Source organism: Streptomyces sp. NPDC088400 (assembly GCF_044753355.1).
Lineage (GTDB): Bacteria > Actinomycetota > Actinomycetes > Streptomycetales > Streptomycetaceae > Streptomyces.
This window is the reverse complement of the sequence record NZ_JBIVMZ010000014.1, coordinates 68,426-86,132: the sequence shown is the minus strand read 5'-3', so window position 1 is coordinate 86,132 and position 17,707 is coordinate 68,426. Positions and strand designations below refer to the sequence as shown.

16 protein-coding genes and 1 tRNA gene are annotated in these 17,707 nt (G+C 69.3%); 11 read left to right on the top strand and 6 right to left on the bottom strand.

The window, feature by feature from the left end:
* Positions 1-71 precede the first annotated feature (71 nt).
* A complete protein-coding gene (locus ACIQD6_RS29375) occupies positions 72-1,418 on the bottom strand; it encodes a sensor histidine kinase (protein ID WP_401888098.1) in 1,347 nt (448 codons plus the stop codon).
* A gap of 155 nt (positions 1,419-1,573) precedes the next feature.
* Here ACIQD6_RS29375 and ACIQD6_RS29370 point away from each other — a divergent pair, with 155 nt between their 5' ends.
* The 7 genes from ACIQD6_RS29370 to ACIQD6_RS29340 all read left to right on the top strand — a co-directional run bounded on the left by ACIQD6_RS29370 (position 1,574) and on the right by ACIQD6_RS29340 (position 7,396).
* The gene (locus tag ACIQD6_RS29370) at positions 1,574-2,431 is read left to right on the top strand and encodes a hypothetical protein (RefSeq protein ID WP_401888096.1); all 858 of its coding nucleotides are present in this window, start codon (positions 1,574-1,576) and stop codon (positions 2,429-2,431) included.
* 29 nt (positions 2,432-2,460) lie between these two features.
* Positions 2,461-2,532: transfer RNA gene (locus ACIQD6_RS29365), tRNA-Gln, on the top strand.
* 108 nt (positions 2,533-2,640) lie between these two features.
* Positions 2,641-4,098 carry a bifunctional UDP-N-acetylglucosamine diphosphorylase/glucosamine-1-phosphate N-acetyltransferase GlmU gene (gene glmU, locus ACIQD6_RS29360; RefSeq protein WP_401888094.1) on the top strand — a complete coding sequence of 486 codons (1,458 nt, stop codon included), beginning with the start codon at positions 2,641-2,643 and terminating at the stop codon, positions 4,096-4,098.
* A gap of 110 nt (positions 4,099-4,208) precedes the next feature.
* The gene (locus ACIQD6_RS29355) at positions 4,209-5,186 is read left to right on the top strand and encodes a ribose-phosphate diphosphokinase (protein ID WP_401888091.1); all 978 of its coding nucleotides are present in this window, start codon (positions 4,209-4,211) and stop codon (positions 5,184-5,186) included.
* A gap of 303 nt (positions 5,187-5,489) precedes the next feature.
* The gene (locus tag ACIQD6_RS29350) at positions 5,490-6,077 is read left to right on the top strand and encodes a 50S ribosomal protein L25/general stress protein Ctc (RefSeq protein ID WP_401888089.1); all 588 of its coding nucleotides are present in this window, start codon (positions 5,490-5,492) and stop codon (positions 6,075-6,077) included.
* 163 nt (positions 6,078-6,240) lie between these two features.
* The gene (pth, locus tag ACIQD6_RS29345; protein WP_401888086.1) at positions 6,241-6,837 is read left to right on the top strand and encodes an aminoacyl-tRNA hydrolase; all 597 of its coding nucleotides are present in this window, start codon (positions 6,241-6,243) and stop codon (positions 6,835-6,837) included.
* 64 nt (positions 6,838-6,901) lie between these two features.
* A complete protein-coding gene (locus tag ACIQD6_RS29340) occupies positions 6,902-7,396 on the top strand; it encodes a hypothetical protein (protein ID WP_401888084.1) in 495 nt (164 codons plus the stop codon).
* A gap of 192 nt (positions 7,397-7,588) precedes the next feature.
* On the opposite strand, the gene ppc is transcribed toward ACIQD6_RS29340, so the two are convergent.
* Positions 7,589-10,318: a phosphoenolpyruvate carboxylase gene (gene ppc / locus ACIQD6_RS29335; RefSeq protein ID WP_401888083.1), complete on the bottom strand. Its 2,730-nt coding sequence runs from the start codon at positions 10,316-10,318 to the stop codon at positions 7,589-7,591.
* 240 nt (positions 10,319-10,558) lie between these two features.
* Here ppc and ACIQD6_RS29330 point away from each other — a divergent pair, with 240 nt between their 5' ends.
* The 3 genes from ACIQD6_RS29330 (at position 10,559) to ACIQD6_RS29320 (ending at position 12,938) form a co-directional block, all read left to right on the top strand.
* Complete coding sequence (locus ACIQD6_RS29330; RefSeq protein ID WP_401888080.1) at positions 10,559-11,551, top strand: acyl-CoA desaturase; 993 nt, start codon at positions 10,559-10,561, stop codon at positions 11,549-11,551.
* Positions 11,551-12,246 carry a TetR/AcrR family transcriptional regulator gene (locus ACIQD6_RS29325; RefSeq protein WP_401888392.1) on the top strand — a complete coding sequence of 232 codons (696 nt, stop codon included), beginning with the start codon at positions 11,551-11,553 and terminating at the stop codon, positions 12,244-12,246. The genes ACIQD6_RS29330 and ACIQD6_RS29325 overlap by 1 nt, the downstream gene beginning before the upstream one ends.
* 89 nt (positions 12,247-12,335) lie before the next feature.
* Positions 12,336-12,938, top strand: coding sequence for a Uma2 family endonuclease (locus tag ACIQD6_RS29320; protein ID WP_401888078.1), 603 nt, complete (start codon positions 12,336-12,338; stop codon positions 12,936-12,938).
* A 46-nt stretch (positions 12,939-12,984) separates the two neighbouring features.
* On the opposite strand, the gene ACIQD6_RS29315 is transcribed toward ACIQD6_RS29320, so the two are convergent.
* The gene (locus tag ACIQD6_RS29315; protein ID WP_401888075.1) at positions 12,985-13,620 is read right to left on the bottom strand and encodes a Uma2 family endonuclease; all 636 of its coding nucleotides are present in this window, start codon (positions 13,618-13,620) and stop codon (positions 12,985-12,987) included.
* 133 nt (positions 13,621-13,753) lie between these two features.
* Entirely contained in the window at positions 13,754-14,587 is an 834-nt protein-coding gene (locus ACIQD6_RS29310; RefSeq protein ID WP_401888073.1) for a trans-aconitate 2-methyltransferase, read from the bottom strand.
* 130 nt (positions 14,588-14,717) lie between these two features.
* Between ACIQD6_RS29310 and ACIQD6_RS29305 the strand changes: the two genes are divergently transcribed.
* The gene (locus tag ACIQD6_RS29305) at positions 14,718-15,218 is read left to right on the top strand and encodes a MarR family winged helix-turn-helix transcriptional regulator (RefSeq protein ID WP_401888071.1); all 501 of its coding nucleotides are present in this window, start codon (positions 14,718-14,720) and stop codon (positions 15,216-15,218) included.
* A gap of 28 nt (positions 15,219-15,246) precedes the next feature.
* Here ACIQD6_RS29305 and ACIQD6_RS29300 read toward each other — a convergent pair whose 3' ends face one another.
* Positions 15,247-16,083 carry a LuxR C-terminal-related transcriptional regulator gene (locus ACIQD6_RS29300; protein ID WP_401888069.1) on the bottom strand — a complete coding sequence of 279 codons (837 nt, stop codon included), beginning with the start codon at positions 16,081-16,083 and terminating at the stop codon, positions 15,247-15,249.
* Positions 16,084-16,487: 404 nt separating this feature from the next.
* Positions 16,488-17,633 carry a galactokinase gene (galK, locus tag ACIQD6_RS29295; protein WP_401888389.1) on the bottom strand — a complete coding sequence of 382 codons (1,146 nt, stop codon included), beginning with the start codon at positions 17,631-17,633 and terminating at the stop codon, positions 16,488-16,490.
* Between the last annotated feature and the right edge of the window lie 74 nt (positions 17,634-17,707).

Genomic DNA, 17,707 nt, shown 5'->3' with positions numbered 1-17,707 from the left:
CCGTCTCACGCCTCACGGCCGGGCGACTCCCCCAGAACCCACATCAGGCGTCAGGCGTCAAGCGTCAAGCGTCAAGCAGCACCACGATCCGGCAGCACCGCCGACACCCGGAAACCCCCCGCGTCCGTCTCACCCGAGACGAACACCCCGCCCAGCGCCGTCACACGCTCCCGCATCCCCACCAGACCATTCCCCCCGCTCGGCAGCCCAGCGTCCTGCGCACCGCCGTCCGAAGGCCCGTTCTCCACCTGCATCGCGACCTCCGCCTCACGATGCGCCAGCCGCACCATCACCTTCGCGCCCGCCGCATGCTTCAGGACATTGGTCAGCGCCTCCTGCACCACGCGGTACGCCGTCTGCTCCACCTCCGGCGGATACGCGCGCGACGCCCCCTGCACCGACAGCTCCACCACCATCCCGGTGTCCCGGGACTCACCGACCAGCGCCTCGATGTCCTCCATACCCGGCCCGTCCTCGGCCGCCGCAGCGGCCGCCGCTGCCGCCGCCACCCCCACAGCCGCCAGCGGTACCGTCACGGCCTCGGGAACCGACCCCGCCCCGCCGCCCACCGCCTTACGCGCCGCCACCTGCTCACCGGCCCGCAGCACCCCGAGCATCTCCCGCAACTCGGTCAGCGCCTGCCGCCCCAACTCACCCACCAACGCCGCGTTCCGCACCGCCTTCGGCGGATCCTTCAACGCCACCGCCTGCAACGCCGCCGCGTGCACCACCATCAGACTCACCCGGTGCGCCACCACGTCGTGCATCTCACGGGCGATCCGCGTCCGCTCCTCCGTACGCGCCCACTCGGCCCGCTGCTCAGCCCGGTCGGCGAGGAGCGACAACTCCTGCTCCAGGCTGTCCGCCCGCTCCCGCAGGCTCTCCATCAGCCGCCGCCTGGCCCCGACATAGAGCCCCAGCAACACCGGCGGCGCCGTCAGCCCCACCGACATCAGAATCGCGACGAGGGGTACGTACCAACGCCCCGATTCGATCCCCGTGTCGAGCACGTTCTGGTGCGTCCGTACGAACGTCACGATCAGCGTCCCGACGAGCGACATCCCGGCCAGCGCGCCGATGATCCGGCGCGGCGCCTCCGACGCGGCGAGCGTATACAGCCCGACCAGCCCCAGCAGGTACCCCATCTCGGCCGGGGTGATGGCGACCGAAACGAGCACCACGGCAAACGGCCACCGCCGCCGCACCAGCAGCACCGCACCGGCCAGCAGCCCGAAAACCACCCCCCCGGGCACGAAGAACCCGGCGGAATCGGCGAACTGGCTCCCCTCCAGCCCGCACTCCAGAGCCGACACGAGTGCCAGCCCCCCATCCAGCACGGCACTACGCCGTCGTCCCCACCACCACCAGCCACGGGCGGTCGTGCCCGCAGCGTCCTGGTTGGCCCCCGTTGTGGTCATGTCTCCCAGCCTAAGGGGGCCCGCACCCCAATATCCGGCGGCCTTGAGACCACGAATCACGACATGACGTGCCGGGAACACAAGTCGATCACTCGAACTGGTGAATCGCCCGTGCATTCGAGTCGGAAGCTCAGATTCCGCAGGACGATCGCCCCATGACAACACTTCCCATCAAATACACCGACTTCGAAGGACTTCGCGAGCAAGTGCTGGCGCTGCGCCGGGAAGGCCTGAGCCGCCGCCAGATCCGCGACCGCGTACACATCGACAACAACGACCTCCTCAACCGCCTCCTGGAGGGCGAACCGCCCCCGGAGTGGACCAAGCGCCCGAACGCCAAGGACGACCTGCGGGAGGAGGCCCGCGAGCTGCGCCTGCAGGGCCTCACGTACGACCAGATCCAGGTGGAGCTGGGCTGCTCGAAGAGTTCGATCTCACTGTGGGTACGGGACCTGCCGAAGCCGGAGCGACGCGACGCGAAGGAACAGGCGCGGTTGGCGGCCCGGAAGCGCTGGGATCACGAACTGGCGATACGGGACGAGGAGCGTCAGAAGACGAAAGCCATGGCGGTTGCCGAGATCGGCACCCTGGGCGACCGGGAACTCTTCCTTGCCGGGGTCGCCCTGTACTGGGCCGAGGGCACGAAGGACAAGCCGTACGCCCGTCGCGAAAGCGTCATCTTCGTCAACAGCGATGCGGGCGTGATCCAGCTCTATCTCGCCTGGCTCAAGCTGATCGGGGTGGAAAGCGAGCGCCTGAGCTACCGGGTCATGATCCACGAGTCCGCCGACGCGAAGGCGGCCGAGCAGTACTGGTCAGATCAGGTCCGCGTTGACGCGGCCACCTTCCAGAAGACGACCCTCAAGAAGCACAACCCGAAGACTGTACGAAAGAACGTAGGCGAGACATATCGGGGCTGCCTGGTCATCCGGGTCTCTCAAAGCGCGGAGCTTTACCGTCGCATCGAGGGCTGGTGGTACGGCATAGTAGGAGCGGCCACTCTCACCGGATAACCAAATGTCCGGTTCGGGGTGCCCTGTAATCCCCCATGGTGTAATCGGCAGCACTGCGCACTTTGACTGCGCCTGTTCAGGTTCGAGTCCTGATGGGGGAGCTACGCGATTCGGGTCCCGACCTCTCGGTCGGGACCCGCCTTCGTTTCCTCTCCGAAACCCCCCGGTATCCTGCGGTTGTCCACCACCCGAAGCCGAAGGGCATTCCCGTGAGCGCCAACCGCCCGGCAGCCGTCGTCGTCCTCGCAGCGGGTGAAGGAACCCGCATGAAGTCGAAGACCCCCAAGGTTCTGCACGAGGTCTGCGGGCGTTCGCTCGTAGGACACGTCGTGTCCGCCGCCAGTGAACTCGATCCCGAACAGCTCATCGTGGTCGTCGGCCACGCCCGCGAGCAGGTCGAGGGCCACCTCGCCGCCTCGCACGACGGCGTACGCACCGTCTATCAGTCCGTGCAGCACGGCACCGGGCATGCCGTCCGGATCGCGATCGAGGAGCTGGGGAGCGCACCCGACGGGACCGTGGTCGTCGTCTGCGGGGACACTCCGCTGCTCTCCGGCGAGACGCTGAAGACGCTCGCCGAGACCCATGCCGGCGACGGTAACGCGGTGACCGTGCTGACCGCCGAGGTCCCGGACTCGACGGGGTACGGGCGGATCGTCCGGGACGGGGCGAGCGGGGCGGTGACGGCGATCGTGGAGCACAAGGACGCGACGGACGCGCAGCGTGCGATCCGGGAGATCAACTCGGGTGTGTTCGCGTTCGACGGGCAGCTGCTCGCGGACGCGCTGGGCAAGGTGCGCAGGGACAACAGCCAGGGCGAGGAGTACCTCACCGACGTGCTGGGCATTCTTCGGGAGGCCGGGCATCGGGTCGGGGCGTGTGTCTCGGGCGACCACCGCGAGATTCTCGGCATCAACAACCGCGTACAGCTGGCGGAGGCCTCCCGTCTGCTGAACGGACGACTGCTGGAGCGCGCCATGCTGGCCGGTGTGACGGTGGTCGACCCGGCTTCGGTGCTGATCGATGTCACGGTCACGTTCGAGCCGGACGCGGTGGTGCACCCGGGTACGCAGTTGCTGGGTGCCACGCATCTCGGCGAGGGTGCCGAGGTAGGGCCGAACTCGCGGCTGAAGGACACGTCGGTCGGCGCGGGCGCGCGGGTGGACAACACCGTGGCGGACGGCGCGGAGGTGGGCGAGTCGGCTTCGGTCGGTCCGTACGCGTATCTGCGGCCGGGTACGCGGCTCGGTGTGAAGGCGAAGGCCGGCACGTATGTCGAGATGAAGAACGCGACGATCGGTGAGGGCACGAAGGTGCCGCATCTGTCGTACGTGGGCGACGCGACGATCGGTGAGTACACGAACATCGGTGCGGCGAGTGTCTTCGTGAACTACGACGGCGAGGCGAAGCACCACACGACGGTCGGCTCACACTGCAAGACGGGTTCGGACAACATGTTTGTGGCACCTGTCACGGTGGGGGACGGCGCTTACACCGCGGCCGGTTCGGTCATCACGAAGGATGTACCGGCGGGTTCGCTGGCCGTGGCCCGGGGCCAGCAGCGGAATATCGAAGGTTGGGTGGCCCGGAAGCGTCCGGGCAGCGCCGCCGCTCAGGCGGCGCAGGCAGCTCGGTCGGCGCCGGGGAGGGCCGGGAACGAAAGCTGACCGGAAACAGGTGCGCTGATCTCGGCGTACCGTGATATCTGCACGAATTCGGCTGGCTCGCAGGGATGCGCGGGTGCAGCGGCCGTCAACACGTCTGAGGAGACAGTGCTGTGACCGGGATCAAGACGACCGGCGAGAAGAAGTTGATGCTCTTCTCCGGCCGCGCCCACCCCGAGCTGGCCGAGGAGGTAGCGGAGCAACTTGGCGTCGGGATAGTTCCGACCAAGGCTTTTGATTTCGCCAACGGCGAGATCTATGTGCGTTACCAGGAGTCGGCACGTGGCGCGGACTGCTTTCTGATTCAGAGCCACACCGCTCCGATCAATAAGTGGATCATGGAGCAGTTGATCATGATCGATGCTCTGAAACGGGCCTCGGCCCGGAGCATCACCGTGATCGTTCCGTTCTACGGCTATGCCCGGCAGGACAAGAAGCACCGCGGGCGGGAGCCAATTTCAGCCAGGCTGGTGGCCGACCTGATGAAGACGGCGGGTGCGGACCGGATTCTGACGGTGGATCTGCACACGGACCAGATCCAGGGCTTCTTCGACGGTCCGGTGGACCACCTCTTCGCGCTGCCGGTGCTGGCGGACTACGTGAGGGACAAGGTGGACCGGTCGAAGCTGACGGTCGTGTCCCCGGACGCGGGCCGGGTGCGGGTCGCCGACCGCTGGTGCGACCGTCTCGGGGCGCCGCTGGCGATCGTGCACAAGCGCCGTGACAAGGACGTCGCGAACCAGGTGACGGTCCACGAGGTCGTGGGCAATGTGTCCGGCCGGGTGTGTGTGCTGGTCGACGACATGATCGACACGGGTGGCACGATCTGTGCCGCGGCGGATGCGCTGTTCGCGCACGGCGCGGAGGATGTCATCGTGACGGCGACGCACGGCGTGCTGTCGGGGCCGGCCGCGGATCGTCTGAAGAACTCGAAGGTCAGTGAGTTCATCTTTACGAACACGCTGCCGGACCCGGGCAATCTGGACCTCGACAAGATCACGGTGCTGTCGATCGCGCCGACGATCGCGCGCGCGGTGCGTGAGGTCTTCGAGGACGGCTCGGTGACCAGCCTCTTCGAGGAGCAGGAGTAGTCGTACGCCCTGTTCTTTCGCCCTGTTCTTCCGTTGCTGTGAGGCGCCAACCGGACTGCCAACCGGATGGCCAGGCGGACGACCACTCCGACGGGTGGCTCGACGCCTGTTCCGGCGTCCGTTTCCGGGTGTGGAAGATCGATTTCTGAGGCGGCCTCCCCGCCGGGTAGACTCACCAAGTTGCTCGGCGAGGGAGGCCGCACTCTTTGGTGCGGCGGTCCGTTATCGACGCGCTCTTCGTAGCAGGCCTGTCGTGGCCGGGTGACGGCCGATTTCCTGTCACCTTCTACGAGGAGTGCCGCCATGGCTGAAGTGAAGATCAGCGCCGAGGTCCGTACCGAGTTCGGCAAGGGCGCCGCCCGCCGTACCCGTCGCGCCAGCAAGGTTCCCGCGGTCGTCTACGGCCACGGCGCCGACACCGTCCACGTGACCCTGCCGTCGCACGCCCTGATGATGGCGCTGAAGACGGCCAACGTGCTGATCTCGCTGGACATCGACGGCCGCAACGAGCTGGTCATCCCGAAGGCCGTGCAGCGTGACCCGCTGAAGGGCTTCATCGAGCACGTCGACCTGCTCGCGGTGAAGCGCGGCGAGAAGGTCACCGTCGAGGTGGCCGTGCACGCCGAGGGCGACCTGGCCCCGGGCGCCAACCTGCTGGAGCACGTGCTCAACACGCTGAGCGTCGAGACCGAGGCCACGCACATCCCGGAGTCCGTGACGGTCTCCGTCGCGGGCCTGGACGCCGGCGACTCGATCCTGGCGAAGAACGTCCCGCTGCCGACCGGCACCACGCTGGTCACCGACGAGGACGCGGTTGTCCTCCAGGTCCTGGCCGCGCAGGCCGAGGAGCCGGCGGACGAGGCCGAGGCGGCCGAGGGTTCCGAGGCCTGAGCCTCGCACGGTGACGGACGGGGTGGCGGGCCTGCGGGCCCGCCACCCCGTCTGTCGGTGGCCCGGCAGTCCCTGAGGGCCGGCGGGCACGGACAGACGTAGCGGCGGCAACGGCGCCGACAACAGCGGCAGCAGCAGCGGTACGCGAGGAGACGCAGCGCGGATGACGACGGATGCCAATGCCCCCTGGCTGGTCGTGGGTCTGGGGAACCCGGGTCCCGGATACGCGGCCAACCGGCACAATGTCGGGTTCATGGTGGCCGACCTGCTGGCGGAACGTATCGGCGGCTCCTTCAAGCGGGCGCAGAAGGCGCAGGCCCATGTGATCGAGGGCCGGATCGGCGCTCCGGGTCCGGCGAACCGCCGTATCGTGCTGGCCAAGCCGACGTCGTACATGAATCTCTCCGGCGGTCCGGTCGTGGGGTTGCGGGACTTCTACAAGGTGCCGACGGCGAACATCGTCGCGATCCATGACGAGCTGGACATCGATTACGGCGTGCTGCGGCTGAAGCTGGGCGGCGGGGACAACGGGCACAACGGTCTGAAGTCGATGACGAAGGCGATGGGGCCGGAGTATCACCGGGTGCGGTTCGGGATCGGCCGTCCGCCGGGCCGGATGCAGGTGGCGGATTTCGTCCTGAAGGATTTCTCCTCGGTGGAGCGCAAGGAGCTGGCGTATTTCGTCGACCGCGCGGCGGACGCGGTGGAGGCTCTGGTGACGGAGGGGCTGGAGCGCGCGCAGAGCGCGTACAACTCCTGACAAGCCTCCGCATTCGTCGGCCATGGGTTGACCGGGCGCGTACGGATGGCCAAGGATCCCGCCCATGAAGCGGAAGAAGCGGGTGAAGCAGGGGCAGGGCTCATCCCACCGCATACTGTCCTTCGGCCGCCGGGTCGTGATGGGCGGTGTCGCTGTGCTGCTCCTGGTCGCGGGCGTCTGGTCGTCCTGGGGCACCGCGCAGCATGTGATGCTCGCGAAGGGCCGTGAGCACGGCACGTTCACGGTCACCGGCTGTGTGGACGGGACCTGCACCGGGCGGTACGAATCGGAGAGCCCGGCGGCTCCGCGCGGCGGGATGAGTATCGAGCAGTCGGTCGCCGTCAAGAAGGGCGAGCGGTTCCGGGTGGTGGTGAAACCGGACACGAACGAGCTGGTCCGTACGGGCACGGCGGGGCTGCTGTACGCGTGGGTGCCGCTCGGCGGGGCGCTGCTGCTGGCCTCCGCGGTCATCGGCGGGGGTCTGCGCCTGACGCGGACGGCGTGGGGTACGGCGCTGGCGGGCGCGGCGCTGCTGCTGGCCACGTTCTTCGCCCTCTGAGCATCTGAGCTCTGGGCCTCCGCGGGCTCTGCTCCTGGGCTTCTCCTCCGGGCTCTTCCGACGCCCCCTGTCGCCCTTCCTCCCGTACGACAGCCACCCGTACACACGTACCGGCACACGGCTGCCCCCGTCCCGGAATCCGGGAGCGGGGGCAGGCCCGTACCAGCGCCGGAACCGGCGCCCGTCGAGAGATCAGCCGGTGTTGCGCAGTCCGGCCGCGACTCCGTTGACGGTCAGCAGCAGTGCCCGCGCCAGCAGCGGGTCCGGGGCCTTCTCCTGCTCCGCCGCCGCGCGCTGGCGGGCCAGCAGCGACACCTGGAGGTAGGAGATCGGGTCCAGGTAGGCGTCCCGGATGGCGAAGGTCTGCTGGAGTGCGGGGTTGGAGTCGAGGAGCTTCTCCCCGCCCGTGATCCGCAGGACTTCGCGCACGGTGAGTTCGTGCTCGGCCTCGATGGTGGCGAAGACGTGCTTCAGGTCGTCCGGCACCAGTGTGTCCACGTAGTGGCGGGCTATCCGCAGGTCCGTCTTGGCCAGGGTCATCTCGACGTTCGAGAGGAAGTTCTGGAAGAAGTGCCAGTGCTCGTACATCTCGTCGAGCGCCGTGGCGGGGCCGGCCTCGCGCAGCGCCTTGAGCCCGGAGCCGACTCCGAACCAGCCGGGCACGATCTGCCGTGACTGTGTCCAGCCGAAAACCCACGGGATGGCGCGCAGTCCGTCCAGTCCGGCGCCCGAGTCGGGCCGGCGGGAGGGGCGGGAGCCCAGGTGCAGGTCGGCGAGCTGGTCGACGGGGGTGGCTGCGAAGAAGTACGCGGGCAGGTCGGGGTCGTCGACCAGCGTGCGGTACGCGGCGTGCGCGGCGTCCGAGACGGTGTCCATCGCCGAGTCCCAGCGGGCGAGTGCCTCGTCGGACTGGCGGGGCGCGGTGTGCAGCGCGGAGGCCTGGAGGGTGGCGGCGACGGTCAGTTCCAGGTTTTCCCTGGCGAGGGACGGGATCAGGTACTTGTCGGAGATGACCTCGCCCTGCTCGGTCACCTTGATCTCGCCCTCCAGCGTGCCCCAGGGCTGCGCGAGGATCGCGTCGTGCGAGGGGCCGCCGCCGCGGCCGACGGTGCCGCCGCGGCCGTGGAAGAGGCGGAGCCGTACGCCGTGCCGGTGGGCGACGTCGCGCAGTCGGCGCTGGGCGCGGTGGATCTCCCACTGGGAGGTGGTGATGCCGCCGAACTTCGACGAGTCGGAGTAGCCGAGCATGACCTCCTGGACGTCGCCGCGCAGGGAGACGAGCCGTCGGTAGGAGGGGTCGGTGAGCATGTCGTCGAGGATGACGTCGGCGGCGCGCAGTTCGTCGGTGGTCTCCAGGAGCGGCACGATGCCGATCTTGGCCCAGCCGCCGTGCAGGTCGAGGAGTCCGGCCTCGCGGGCGAGGACGGCCGCCGCGAAGACGTCGTCGGCGCCCTGGCACATGGAGATGATGTACGACTCGATGACCTCGGGCCCGAACCGTTCGAATGCCTGGTGGATGGTGTGGAAGACCCCGAGGGTCTTCTCTCCGGCGGCGTCGAGGGGTGCGGGGGTGGGGGCCAGCGGGCGGCGTGAGCGCAGTTCCTTGGCGAGGAGCTTCTGCCGGTAGTCGCGCGGCATGTCGGTGTAGCGCCAGGATTCCTCGCCGAGCCGGTCGAAGAGCTGTCCGAGCGCGTGGTGGTGGGCGTCGGCGTGTTCCCGTACGTCCATGGTGGCGAGCTGGAGGCCGAAGGCGGCGAGTGTGCGGATCGTGCGGTCCATGCGGCCGTCGGCGAAGAGTCCGCCGCGGTATTCGCGCAGGGAGGTCTGGATGAGGGTGAGGTCGTCGAGCAGCTCGGCGGTGCCGAGGTAGTCGCGGCCGGCGGCGTGCGGGGTGCCCTTGGCGAGGCGCTCGCGGGTGTTGACGAGCTTCTGGCGGATGCAGGTCGCCTTGAGGCGGTAGGGCTCTTCGGCGTTGAGCCGCTTGTAGCGGGGGCTGATCTCGGGGAGCCGTACGAGGTCGTTCTGGAGGGAGTCGAGGAGTTCGTCGGTGGCGCCGGTGTATCGGATGGAGTTGGAGAGCAGTCCGCGCAGGTAGTCGACGAGTTCGAGGGCGTCGGTGATGCCGTGCTCGTGCTGGAGTATCAGCACTTCGCGGGTGACCTCGGGGGTCACGTTCGGGTTGCCGTCGCGGTCGCCGCCGATCCAGGTGCCGAAGCTGAGGGGGCGGGTGCCGGGGGGCAGCTCGACGCCGACGCGTTCCAGTTCGGCGACGAGGTCCTCCAGGACGTCGCCGACGGCGCCGACGTGGAGTTCGTCCAGGTAGTAGATGGCGTTGCGGGCCTCGTCGGCGGGCTCGGGCCGGACGACGCGGAGTTCGTCGGTCTGCCAGATGAGGTCGATGGATTCGGCGAGGCGCAGGTCGTGGCGGCGCCGGTCGGAGGCGATGACCGGTGCTTCGAGCAGCTCGGCGATGCGGCGGAGCTTGTTCAGGACGGAGCGGCGTGCGGCTTCCGTGGGGTGGGCGGTGAATACGGGCCGTACGTTGAGGTTCTTGACGGTCTCGCGCAGGTGCTCGGGGTCCGCGTCCTTGAGCCGGTCCGCGGTGCGTGCGAGCAGTCCGCCTTCGGTGGCGCGCCGTTCCCGCATTTCGCGGCCGCGGTGTACCTGTTCGGTGACGTTGGCCAGGTGGAAGTAGGTGGAGAAGGCGCGGACCAGCTTGGCCGCCGTCTCCAGGTCCGTGTCTCCGAGGAGCTCGGCGGCGGCTTCGCCGTCCTCGCGCGTGAGGGCGCGTACCCGCTCGACGAGTTCGAGGAGTTCGGGGCCTTCCTGCCGTACGAGGGTCTCCCCGAGCAGGTCACCCAGGCGGCGGATGTCGGAGCGCAGCTCCGCGCTGGCGGTTGAGGTCTGGTCGGCACTGCTCACAGGTGCGGCTCCTTGCAGTGTTTGAGCACGTCTGGAGATTTCTGGAGACTTTCAAGCCACCCGTCGGTTTCCGGACGGCCTGGCGGACCGCGCTGTCCGACGTCACCAGGATAGGTGCCCTTCGCCAGACGTTATCCACAGGCTTCTTTTCGCGGCGTTCTGCGCTGCCATACTTACGATGCCGTAGGTTACGCACCCGTATCCAGACATCTGCCCCATAACTCACCGCAGGGGATCCCCATGCCCACACCCCCCGATGTGATCGACGATTCCTCCTCTCCGTCACCTGATGAATCCGACTCGACACCCTCCGCCACGTTGGGCGGGGACAGCAAGGGTTCCGTGGAGCAGTTCGCGCTGCTCCTCTTCATCGTCGTGCCCTTCCTCGCGGTGCTGGCGGCTGTGCCGCTGGCCTGGCGTTGGGGGGGTGTGAGCTGGCTCGACCTGGGTCTGATGGTGTCGATGTACTACATCGGCTGCCATGGGGTCACGATCGGTTTCCACCGCTATTTCACCCATGGCGCGTTCAAGGCGAAGCGCCCGCTGCGGATCGCGCTCGCGGTGGCGGGGTCGCTCGCCGTGGAGGGTCCGGTGGTGCGCTGGGTGGCGGACCACCGCCGGCATCACAAGTTCTCGGACGCGGAGGGCGACCCGCATTCCCCGTGGCGGTTCGGTGAGACGCTTCCGGCCCTGTTGAAGGGGTTGTGGTGGGCACACATCGGCTGGCTGTTCGACGAGGAGCAGACGTCGCAGCAGAAGTACGCCCCGGATCTGGTCAAGGATCCGGTGATCCGTGCGGTCTCGCGCCAGTTCGCGATGTGGACGCTTGTCTCGCTGTTGATTCCGCCGCTGGTCGGCGGTCTGGTGACGATGTCCTGGTGGGGGGCTTTCACGGCGTTCTTCTGGGGGTCCCTGGTCCGGGTGGCGTTGCTGCACCATGTCACCTGGTCGATCAATTCGATCTGTCACGCGGTCGGCAGGCGGCCGTTCAAGTCGCGTGACCGCTCGGGCAATGTGTGGTGGCTGGCGGTGCTGTCCTGCGGCGAGTCGTGGCACAACCTGCACCACGCGGACCCGACGAGCGCGCGGCACGGCGTGCTCAGGGGGCAGCTCGATTCGAGCGCACGGCTGATCCGCTGGTTCGAGCTGCTGGGCTGGGCGTCGGACGTCCGCTGGCCGACCGCGTCACGTCTTGACTCCCGGCGGCAGGACGCCCCCTCCCACGCGGCATGATGGGGACTGTGGCGATAGACGGCAGTACGAGCAGCAAGGGCAGCCCCGACAAGAGCCGGTCCGCGGGCAGCAGGCGCGCCCGCCGGGTCCGGATGACCGGCGCGGAACGCCGGGAACAGCTGCTGGACATCGGTCGTACCGCTTTCGCCGAGAAGGGCTTCGAGGCCACGTCGGTCGAGGAGATCGCGTCGAAGGCCGGGGTCTCCAAGCCGGTCGTCTACGAGCACTTCGGCGGCAAGGAGGGGCTGTACGCGGTGGTCGTGGACCGTGAGATGCGCCAGCTGCTGGACATGGTGACGAGCGCGCTGACCGCCGGTCACCCCCGTGAGCTGCTGGAGCAGGCGGCGTTCGCGCTCCTCGACTACATCGAGACGTATACGGACGGCTTCCGCATCCTGGTCCGTGACTCCCCGGTCGCGCAGTCCACGGGCACGTTCGCGTCGCTGATCAGCGATATCGCGACCCAGGTCGAGGACATCCTGGGCATGGAGTTCAAGGCCCGCGGCTTCGACCCGAAGCTGGCGCCGCTGTACGCGCAGGCGCTGGTGGGGATGGTGGCGCTGACCGGCCAGTGGTGGGTGGACGCGCGGCGGCCGAAGAAGTCGGAGGTGGCGGCGCATCTGGTGAATCTGGCCTGGCACGGGCTGGAGAACCTGGAGCCGAAGCCGCGTCTGATAGGCCACCGGAAGGTCTGAGCGGGGGTGGGAAGCCGCGGTCACTCGTTGCGGTGACGTTGTGGTTCCTCCGGCTCTGTTCGGAGGTCCCAGGGCCGAGCATTCCGACCATGGAAGAATTCATGGACGGATCGGGAGCCGCGCTTCGGCCCGCGCCCCCACCTGGCGGTTACACCGTGAACGATCTGTTCACCCTGCCGGACCTTCCGCCGCACGCCGAGTTGATCGACGGAAGTCTGGTGTTTCGGAACCCGCAGCAGGAATTCCACAGCGTCATGGTCGATCTGCTGGTGGCCGGCCTGCGCGGCACCCAACTGCCGGGTCTGTCGGTCGAGCGGCAGATGACGGTGGTCCTGGATGGGCGCAACGCCCCGGAACCCGATGTATCGATCGTCCGCGCGGAAGCGGTCACCGGCCTGGACCAGACCAGTTTCCAGGTTGCCGATGTCCTGCTGGCCGTAGAGGTCGTCTCACCGGAGTCCGAAGCCCGCGACAAGGGCACCAAGCCGCAGAAGTACGCAGCGGCGGGCATCCCGCACTTCTGGCTGGTCGAGGTGGCCGGCGCAGACAAGCACCCCGTGGTGCGCGTCTATGAGCTGGACCCCCTGACCAAGTCGTACGCGCTGACCGGGATCCACCACGACCGGCTGAAGACCGGCGTCCCGTTCACCGTCGATGTGGACATCACGCTGGACGCGCTGGACGCGCTCTGAGCTCTGGGCCCGCCCCGGGGAGCCGCGGGCGGGGCATCAGGCCCCGTCACGCCCGGGTGATCGCCTCGCCGATGACGAAGCCCTTGGCGGGGCCGTCCGGGATGATCGCGTCCGTGCCGTAGGGGACGCGGTGCTCGTCGGTGTACGTGGCCTTCTCCGCGTTGGGGGCCGTCAGCACGACAACCGTTCCGTCGCCGTCGTGGTCGTCGACGAGCGCATAGAGGGGGATGCCGGCGCGGGCGTACTCGCGACGCTTGCGGGCTCGGTCGCGGACGGTGTTCTGGTGCCCGGGTGAGACGACCTCGACCACCATGGCGACCCCTGCGGCATCCACGCCGAGATCTTCCTCATCGGGGATCTCGTCCAGGTCCAGAGGCGCGACGAGGAGGTCCGGAATCCAGACCTTCCGGCGGTGCATGACGTTGACGTCCTGGTACGCAGCGAAGTCGCCGCCCTGCAGATGGGCGTCCAAGGCCCGGCGGAGACGGTTGATGAGCACGCCATGACGACGGCGACCGCTCGGCGACACTTCGATGGACCCCTCGATGATCTCGGCGCGGTAGCCCTCGGGGAGTTCCATGGTCTTCCACGTCTGCCACAGGAACTCGTCCAGTTCGGAGACCGGCACGGAAGCCTGCGTGTCGTCCGTCACCGGCATCACCTCGTGTGCGAGAGCGGTCATCGTGAAGCACCTCCTCCCAAGTGTGGGCGCAGGCACCACCACGGCACAAGCGACGCCAGGACGCTACGAGCCCCGGCTTTCCCTCTGCACGGGAATCCGTGTCGATCACCGGAACGGGTGACCGCCAAGCCGCTCAGGCCGCTTTGTGGGCGACGGCGAAGATCCGGCGGAACGGGAAGACCGTGCCGTGCGGGCCGGGCGGGTAGGCCTCGCGGAGCAGGGCGCGGTACTGGGCGGTGAACTCCTCCGTCGCCTCCTCGTCGCCGTCCAGTGCGGTGAGGACGGGCCGCAGGGCCGTGCCCTTCACCCAGTCGAGGACGGGGTCCTCGCCGGTGAGGAGCTGGAGGTACGTGGTCTCCCAGACGTCCGCCGTGCAGCCGAGGTCCGTGAGACGCGCGAGGTAGTCCGCGGGCTCCAGGACCGCGGCGGCGCCCCTGTCCGCGCCGCCCAGCCGGTCGCGCCAGCGTGGGGTGGCGCGGAGTCCGGCGAGCAGGGTGTGGCTGGGGGCGGTGAAGTTGCCGGGGACCTGGAAGGCGAAGGTGCCGCCGGGGGCGAGGGTGTCGATCCAGCGGTTGAAGGAGTCGGCGTGGTCCGGGATCCACTGGAGGGCCGCGTTGGAGACGATCAGGTCGTACGGTTCGCCGGGTGTCCAGTGCGCGGCGTCGGCGGACCGGAAGTCCATGGTGCCGCCGCCGGGGGTCGGGCCCGCGTGCTCCTTTGTCGCCAGGTCGAGCATCTCGGGCGAGTTGTCGAAGCCGGTGATGCGGGCGGTGGGCCAGCGGTCGGCGAGGAGCGCGGTGACATTGCCGGGGCCGCAGCCGAGGTCGGCGATGGCGGCGATGCCGTCGGGGCCGGTGGGGAGCTCAGGGACACGGGCCAGCAGGTCCAGGAACGGGCGGCCGCGGTGGCCGGCGTGCCGGAGGTACTGCTTCGGGTCCCAGGTCGGACGTGAGGTGGCTGAAGACATGGTGGATCCCTGTCGCTCGTACCTGACGAGCCGTGGTCCGGGCGTTGATCCACGGCTCGCTCCAGCCTGCACCCCCATCTCTCTTGACGTCAAGAGACTTCATGTCGACAGACCCTCTACACTGATCGTCATGGAGGACGAGGTCGACCGACTGGTCGCAGCATGGCGCCGAGAGCGCCCCGACCTCGACGTGGAACCGCTCGAGGTGCTCAGCCGGGTCAGCAGGCTGGCCCGTCATCTCGACCGCGCACGTCGTATCGCGTTCTCCGAACACAGTCTGGAGCCTTGGGAGTTCGACGTCCTGACCTCGCTGCGGCGCGCGGGGGACCCGTATCAGCTCTCCCCCGGCCAGCTGCTGACGCAGACCCTGGTCACATCGGGCACGATGACGAACCGGATCGACCGGCTGGCCAAGAAGGGCCTGGTCGAGCGGCTGCCCGACCCCAGCGACCGGCGCGGGGTGCTGGTCAGGCTCACCACCGAGGGGCGTGACCGCGCGGATCAGGCGCTCGCCGGGCTGCTGGCCCAGGAGCGCGCGATCCTCGCCGAACTGTCCCGGGCGCAACGGGGCGAACTGGCCGATCTGCTACGGCAGTTGACCGCCCCGTTCGACAACATCACCCCCGGCTAGGTCCGGTGCGAAAGTCCCACCCGGCCCGTCATCCCGTCGAGGTGATCTGACGCGGCACCAGGTCGACCGGGCCGACTCCCGCCCGGCGGGCCAGGGCGACGGCGGCCAGGGTGGAGTGCACGCCCAGTTTTCCCAGCACGTTCTGCATGTGCGTACGGACGGTGTGCGGGGAGAGGAAGAGCCGCTCGGCGACGGCTTTGCGCCCGAGGCCCGCGACCATGCAGCGCAGCACCTCGCGTTCGCGCGGGGTGAGCGACTCGACCAGACGTTCGCTCTCCGTACGGTGTTTGCGCGCGGCCGTCAGTTCCCGCAGGACGCCTGTGAGCAGGGCGGCCGGCAGATGGGTCTCGTCCCGCAGGACGCCGCGCATGACGGAGAGCAGCCGCTGGAGCGAGCAGTCCTTGGCGACCCAGCCCGAGGCGCCCGCCTGGAGTGCCAGCGCCGCCCGGCTCGGGTCGTCCTTCTCGGCGAGCACGACCGTACGGACGGACGGCTGGCCCGAACGGACGCCGGCGACCAGCGAGATGCCGTCGGTGAAGGCCGCGTCGGCACTCTCCGGTACGGCACGGGCGACCGGGACATGAACCGGCCCCGAAGACAGCCCCGACGTCGGACCGGACGGCAGTCCCTGCGGCGGGCCGGACAGCGCGCCGGGGCCCGGGCCCACGACCGCGCCCAGATCGGCGTCCACCAGCATCACATCGAACCTGCGCCCCTCGGCCGCCGCCCGGTCGAGACAGCGGAGCGCGGCGGGACCGCTGCCGGCGGCCGCGACGTCCACGTCGGGCTCGGCCGCGAGCGCGGCGGCGAGAGACTCGGCGAAAATGCGATGGTCGTCCACCACCAGAACCCGGATACGTACCAAAGGACACCCCCTGAAGGCGGGGAGCGGACTGCGCGAGTACGGCGCCCGGTGCGGTGGAACGTCAGTGGCACGGCCGCCGCCGTGTGATGACTGTTACCCCACCCCGGGCGTCGTACCCGACTTGTCTCCACCCCTGAAACAGCACCGGCCCCCACCGGTACTGAGCATCAGAGTACGGGCGCAGGCCCGGAGCGGAAGGAGATTCGCGGAACTCGTCGGCCTGGCTGTTCGGGGTGTGACTCCTGTTCGCCAGGGAGACAGAAGTCAATAAGAATTGACGTTCTTTGCTCGACAAGTGACCGAGAATGACCAGTGTGAGGGTCGGTGCGAAAGCCGGTGCGAGAGCCGGTGCGCCTCGTCCTCACGACGGTGCACCCCCGCCTGTGACGGTGCACCCCGGCCTGTCACGACACCCGGTGCGCGCCCCTCGACGGGATCGCCGGGAAGACGCGCGGCGCCGTGCGGCCCTCCGCCGCGAAGGCCTCCACGACCGACTTCGCGATCGCGTCCGCGTCGGCCTCCTCGACCAGGACGATCGCCGAGCCGCCGAAACCGCCGCCCGTCATCCGGGCTCCCAGCGCGCCGGCCGCCGTGGCGGCGGTGACGACCAGGTCCAGTTCGAGGCAGGAGACCCGCAGGTCGTCACGGAGCGAGGCGTGGCCCTCGGTCAGGATCCGGCCCACGGCGCGGACATCGCCCGCGTCCAGGAGGCCGATGACCCGCTCGACCCGGTGGTCCTCGCTCACGACATGGCGTACGAAGGCGCGGACGTCGTCGCTCTCCCCTGCCAGCCGGCCGAGTGCCGCGGGCAGTTCCTCGTACGGGACGTCGCGCAGCGCGCGGACCCCGAGCGCCCGCGCGCCCGCCTCGCACCCCGCGCGCCGCTCGGCGTACGCGCCGTCGCCGAGCGCGTGCTTCACGCGGGTGTCGACGACGAGCAGCCGGAGCCCGTGGGCGGCCAGGTCGAAGGGGACCTGGCGCGGGGTGAGGTCGCGGGTGTCCAGGTGGAGGGCGTGACCGTCGGCGCAGCACGCGGAGGCCATCTGGTCCATGACCCCGCACGGGACGCCCACGAAGGCGTTCTCGGCGCGCTGGGCGAGGACCGCCAGTTCGGCGGGGTTCAGGCCGAGCGCGTACAGGTCGTTGAGGGCGAGCGCGGTGACGACCTCCAGGGCGGCCGAGGACGAGAGCCCCGCGCCCGTCGGGACGGTCGAGGAGAGATGGATGTCCGCGCCTGTGATCTCGTGCCCCGCTTCGCGCAGCGCCCAGACGACGCCCGCCGGGTAGGCGGCCCAGCCGGTGTTGTCGGAGAGCGGGACCAGGTCGGCTGTGCCGATCTGGACCACGCCCTGCGAGACGTCGGCGGAGTGCAGCCGCAGCTGCCCGTCGGTGCGGCGGGACACCGCCGCGACCGCGGTGTGCGGAAGCGCCAGCGGCATCACGAAACCCTCGTTGAGGTCGGTGTACTCACCGATCAGGTTGACCCGGCCGGGGGCGGCCCAGACGCCCTCCGGTTCGGCGCCGTACAGCCGCCGGAACTCCTCGGCCACCCGGTCCGCGGTCCCCTCGGCGGCCGGGTCCGCGACCGGGTCCGCGACCGGCTCGGCGACCTGTCCGGTGGCCC

Coding starts and splice junctions, on each gene's coding strand:
- pth (WP_401888086.1), top strand. CDS start 6,241: ATGACGACGGATGCCAATGCCCCCTGGCTGGTCGTGGGTCTGGGGAAC.
- ACIQD6_RS29325 (WP_401888392.1), top strand. CDS start 11,551: ATGGGGACTGTGGCGATAGACGGCAGTACGAGCAGCAAGGGCAGCCCC.
- ACIQD6_RS29370 (WP_401888096.1), top strand. CDS start 1,574: ATGACAACACTTCCCATCAAATACACCGACTTCGAAGGACTTCGCGAG.
- ACIQD6_RS29350 (WP_401888089.1), top strand. CDS start 5,490: ATGGCTGAAGTGAAGATCAGCGCCGAGGTCCGTACCGAGTTCGGCAAG.
- ACIQD6_RS29310 (WP_401888073.1), bottom strand. CDS start 14,587: ATGTCTTCAGCCACCTCACGTCCGACCTGGGACCCGAAGCAGTACCTC.
- ACIQD6_RS29315 (WP_401888075.1), bottom strand. CDS start 13,620: ATGACCGCTCTCGCACACGAGGTGATGCCGGTGACGGACGACACGCAG.
- ACIQD6_RS29320 (WP_401888078.1), top strand. CDS start 12,336: ATGGAAGAATTCATGGACGGATCGGGAGCCGCGCTTCGGCCCGCGCCC.
- ACIQD6_RS29340 (WP_401888084.1), top strand. CDS start 6,902: ATGAAGCGGAAGAAGCGGGTGAAGCAGGGGCAGGGCTCATCCCACCGC.
- ACIQD6_RS29330 (WP_401888080.1), top strand. CDS start 10,559: ATGCCCACACCCCCCGATGTGATCGACGATTCCTCCTCTCCGTCACCT.
- ACIQD6_RS29375 (WP_401888098.1), bottom strand. CDS start 1,418: ATGACCACAACGGGGGCCAACCAGGACGCTGCGGGCACGACCGCCCGT.
- ACIQD6_RS29305 (WP_401888071.1), top strand. CDS start 14,718: ATGGAGGACGAGGTCGACCGACTGGTCGCAGCATGGCGCCGAGAGCGC.